3 protein-coding genes are annotated in these 2020 nt (G+C 74.4%); 1 reads left to right on the forward strand and 2 read right to left on the reverse strand.

Annotated features, from left to right (window positions below):
* On the reverse strand, positions 1-375 hold a 375-nt coding region (locus FOE67_RS23970), incomplete at its 3' end, for a GntR family transcriptional regulator (protein WP_182666923.1).
* A 482-nt stretch (positions 376-857) separates the two neighbouring features.
* On the opposite strand from FOE67_RS23970, the gene FOE67_RS23975 reads away from it, so the two are divergent.
* The gene (locus FOE67_RS23975) at positions 858-1232 is read left to right on the forward strand and encodes an RNA polymerase-binding protein RbpA (RefSeq protein WP_143621474.1); all 375 of its coding nucleotides are present in this window, start codon (positions 858-860) and stop codon (positions 1230-1232) included.
* 202 nt (positions 1233-1434) lie between these two features.
* Here the strand turns inward: FOE67_RS23975 and FOE67_RS23980 are convergent.
* A partial coding sequence (locus FOE67_RS23980; RefSeq protein WP_323385394.1) for an FxsA family protein occupies positions 1435-2020 on the reverse strand: 586 nt, incomplete at its 5' end.

Here is a 2020-nt window from a genome sequence, read left to right on the forward strand (position 1 = left end):
GTCCAGGCCCGGGGTGGGCAGGGGGCGACCGGCCGGAACGGTGGTCCAGCTCCCCGAGCCGCGGCGGGAGGCGATCCATCCCTCGGCCCGCAGGCGCTGGAAGGCGGCGGCGACGGTGGTACGGCTGACCGAGAGGGCGGCGGCGAGTTCGCGTTCGGCGGGCAACCGGGCGGCGGTGGGCAGCCTGCCCTCCGCCACCAGCAGCCGGATGCCGTCGGCCAGGGAGCGATAGGCCGGTTCCGTCCGGCGGGGCGGCCCGGCCGGACCGTCGGACGCCGGGCCCCCGCCCGCGGCGTCCCGCGGATCGGCACCCCGGGCGTTCAGCATGCGGGCCAATCGGGAGGCACCGACGGTCGAGGTCCACACGGGGGCCATCGCGATCCACCTCTCCCCCACCGATCCCCCACCGACCACCGGGAAATCCGTCCGTTTCCCCCCACGCGTTCCCCCACATGGTGCCACGGCGGGGACACCGCCCGGGGCCGTGGCACCCGGTCCCGGACGCACCGTCCGGCCGGCCGGGAACCCGGCCGGGGCGCGTTCGGGGGAAAGGGAGCCGGGGGGCGCGCCGAAGGGCGGAATTGGGTGTACGTCGCGCCCTCACGGTAAGGTGCACCTTTGACCTACCGGACCCCGAGGCCACCCGACCGACGGCCCCGAGATCCCCGAGAGCAGGGGCGCCGGGTGACATCTCCCTCGGGAGGTGACAAACCGGGCACCGGTGGGTACATGCAAGGGGCGGCACGACGGGCGACGCATCTCCCTGAACGGGAATCTTCACCGCCGACCGGACGTTGACCGGATGACGACGACAGCGACACCTGTCCTGTGGGCGACCAGCCCGGGAGGCACGATTCATGAGTGAGCGAGCTCTGCGCGGCACGCGGCTCGTGGTGACCAGCTACGAGACCGACCGCGGCATCGATCTGGCGCCGCGCCAGGCTGTGGAGTACGCATGTGAGCGGGGGCACCGTTTCGAGATGCCCTTCTCCGTGGAGGCCGAGATCCCGCCGGAGTGGGAGTGCAAGGTCTGCGGGGCGCAGGCGCTCCTGGTGGACGGCGAGGGGCCGGAGGAGAAGAAGACCAAGCCCGCCCGCACCCACTGGGACATGCTGATGGAGCGGCGCACCCGCGAGGAACTGGAGGAGGTGCTGGCCGAGCGGCTGGCGGTACTCCGTTCGGGCGCGATGAACATCGCCGTCCACCCCCGGGACAGCCGCAAGTCGGCCTGAGACCGGGGCACCGGTCGACGGAACCGTTGCACGGGAGGGCCCGGGCCCTCCCGTCGGGATCGCGGAACGGCCCCGGTCGACACGACGGACGAAGGGGCGGGACACCGGGGAGAACCCGGTGTCCCGCCCCTTCGCCGTGCCCGCGTGTCCGGGACGCCGGGTCGGGCCCGGGAGCCCGTTCCCCACCGTCCCGGACACGGCCTCAGCTCTCCGGTCGTTCCCGCCCGGCGGGGCCGGGAGCGGCCGGGCCGCCGTCCTCCCGGATGACGCGACCGTTCCCCCCGGGGGCCCCGTCCTCCTCCCGCACGACCTCACCGGGCACGATCCGACCGTCCGGGCGGTGGATGCGCGCCCCGTCGCCGGCCGCCCTCAGGTCCCGATAGGTCGTCCCGACCGGCCCCCGATCGGTGGTGGCGAACCGTCGCAACCCCCGCCGGATCAGCGCGGCGCCGGGCGGCAGCACGCACACCAGGCCGACCAGGTCCGAGAGCAGCCCGGGGAACATGAGCAGCAGGCCGCCGACCATCGTCATGGCCTCACCACCGCGTCGGTCGGAGGGCGGCCCGGGGGTCGGATCGACCGGCTCCCGGCCCTCCCGGGCCGCCTGCGCCGCCCGGGCCTGCCGTTGCGCGGACTCCACCAGCCGGTTCCACGCCCGCCGTCCGGCACGGCGCACCACGAGCGAGCCGAGGACGAATCCCCCGGCGAGCACCAGGAGGACGACCCAGCCACCCGCCCACTCCTGTTTCTTATACACATCTGAGCCTGCCGACGAAGCTGCAAGTGTC

It is taken from the genome of Streptomyces calidiresistens (assembly GCF_014141525.1).
In the GTDB taxonomy this organism is placed as follows: Bacteria; Actinomycetota; Actinomycetes; order Streptomycetales; family Streptomycetaceae; genus Streptomyces; species Streptomyces calidiresistens.